Source organism: Pseudomonas sp. CFBP 13719 (assembly GCF_014842095.1).
Lineage (GTDB): Bacteria > Pseudomonadota > Gammaproteobacteria > Pseudomonadales > Pseudomonadaceae > Aquipseudomonas.
The window spans coordinates 1-2,617 of record NZ_JACYVB010000019.1 but is presented as its reverse complement, the minus strand read 5'-3'; the positions used below and the strand labels follow the sequence as shown (position 1 = coordinate 2,617).

Genomic DNA, 2,617 nt, shown 5'->3' with positions numbered 1-2,617 from the left:
AATCTTGACGATGACCTACTCTCACATGGGGAAACCCCACACTACCATCGGCGATGCATCGTTTCACTGCTGAGTTCGGGATGGGATCAGGTGGTTCCAATGCTCTATGGTCGTCAAGAAATTCTGTAGCCAGGATGCCCTTTGGGAGGCACTCCAGCGAATCGGGTATGTGATGTTTGTGGGTTGTCCTGCTGCGAACTTTCGGTTCGTGTCATCTCCACAGTCACCGCAATCTGGTCGTTCGACGCAAATTGCTTGGGTGTTATATGGTCAAGCCTCACGGGCAATTAGTATGGGTTAGCTCAACGCCTCACAGCGCTTACACACCCCACCTATCAACGTCGTAGTCTTCGACGGCCCTTCAGGGAACTCAAGGTTCCAGTGAGATCTCATCTTGAGGCAAGTTTCCCGCTTAGATGCTTTCAGCGGTTATCTTTCCCGAACATAGCTACCCGGCAATGCCACTGGCGTGACAACCGGAACACCAGAGGTTCGTCCACTCCGGTCCTCTCGTACTAGGAGCAGCCCCTCTCAAATCTCAAACGTCCACGGCAGATAGGGACCGAACTGTCTCACGACGTTCTAAACCCAGCTCGCGTACCACTTTAAATGGCGAACAGCCATACCCTTGGGACCGGCTTCAGCCCCAGGATGTGATGAGCCGACATCGAGGTGCCAAACACCGCCGTCGATATGAACTCTTGGGCGGTATCAGCCTGTTATCCCCGGAGTACCTTTTATCCGTTGAGCGATGGCCCTTCCATACAGAACCACCGGATCACTAAGACCTACTTTCGTACCTGCTCGACGTGTCTGTCTCGCAGTCAAGCGCGCTTTTGCCTTTATACTCTACGACCGATTTCCGACCGGTCTGAGCGCACCTTCGTACTCCTCCGTTACTCTTTAGGAGGAGACCGCCCCAGTCAAACTACCCACCATACACTGTCCTCGATCCGGATAACGGACCTGAGTTAGAACCTCAAAGTTGCCAGGGTGGTATTTCAAGGTTGGCTCCACGCAGACTGGCGTCCACGCTTCAAAGCCTCCCACCTATCCTACACAAGCAAATTCAAAGTCCAGTGCAAAGCTATAGTAAAGGTTCACGGGGTCTTTCCGTCTAGCCGCGGATACACTGCATCTTCACAGCGATTTCAATTTCACTGAGTCTCGGGTGGAGACGGCGCCGCCATCGTTACGCCATTCGTGCAGGTCGGAACTTACCCGACAAGGAATTTCGCTACCTTAGGACCGTTATAGTTACGGCCGCCGTTTACCGGGGCTTCGATCAAGAGCTTCGCTTGCGCTAACCCCATCAATTAACCTTCCGGCACCGGGCAGGCGTCACACCCTATACGTCCACTTTCGTGTTTGCAGAGTGCTGTGTTTTTAATAAACAGTCGCAGCGGCCTGGTATCTTCGACCGGCATGAGCTTACGGAGCAAGTCCTTCACCCTCACCGGCGCACCTTCTCCCGAAGTTACGGTGCCATTTTGCCTAGTTCCTTCACCCGAGTTCTCTCAAGCGCCTTGGTATTCTCTACCCAACCACCTGTGTCGGTTTGGGGTACGGTTCCTGGTTACCTGAAGCTTAGAAGCTTTTCTTGGAAGCATGGCATCAACCACTTCGTCGTCTAAAAGACAACTCGTCATCAGCTCTCGGCCTTGAGATCCCGGATTTACCTAAGATCTCAGCCTACCACCTTAAACTTGGACAACCAACGCCAAGCTGGCCTAGCCTTCTCCGTCCCTCCATCGCAATAACCAGAAGTACAGGAATATTAACCTGTTTTCCATCGACTACGCTTTTCAGCCTCGCCTTAGGGACCGACTAACCCTGCGTCGATTAACGTTGCGCAGGAAACCTTGGTCTTTCGGCGTGGGTGTTTTTCACACCCATTGTCGTTACTCATGTCAGCATTCGCACTTCTGATACCTCCAGCAAGCTTCTCAACTCACCTTCACAGGCTTACAGAACGCTCCTCTACCGCATCACCCTAAGGTGATACCCGTAGCTTCGGTACCTGGTTTGAGCCCCGTTACATCTTCCGCGCAGGCCGACTCGACTAGTGAGCTATTACGCTTTCTTTAAAGGGTGGCTGCTTCTAAGCCAACCTCCTAGCTGTCTAAGCCTTCCCACATCGTTTCCCACTTAACCAGGATTTTGGGACCTTAGCTGACGGTCTGGGTTGTTTCCCTTTTCACGACGGACGTTAGCACCCGCCGTGTGTCTCCCATGCTCGGCACTTGTAGGTATTCGGAGTTTGCATCGGTTTGGTAAGTCGGGATGACCCCCTAGCCGAAACAGTGCTCTACCCCCTACAGTGATACATGAGGCGCTACCTAAATAGCTTTCGAGGAGAACCAGCTATCTCCGAGCTTGATTAGCCTTTCACTCCGATCCACAGGTCATCCGCTAACTTTTCAACGGTAGTCGGTTCGGTCCTCCAGTTAGTGTTACCCAACCTTCAACCTGCCCATGGATAGATCGCCCGGTTTCGGGTCTATACCCAGCGACTAAACGCGCTATTAACACTCGCTTTCGCTACGCCTCCCCTATTCGGTTAAGCTCGCCACTGAATATAAGTCGCTGACCCATTATACAAAAGGTACGCAGTCAC

Annotated in this window: 2 rRNA genes; both read right to left on the bottom strand. The window is 52.6% G+C overall.

Annotated elements, in window-relative coordinates:
- Positions 1-2: 2 nt before the first annotated feature.
- Positions 3-118, bottom strand: a 5S ribosomal RNA gene (gene rrf / locus IFT57_RS26810).
- 148 nt (positions 119-266) lie between these two features.
- Positions 267-2,617 (bottom strand): 23S ribosomal RNA (locus IFT57_RS26805); the annotation flags it as partial.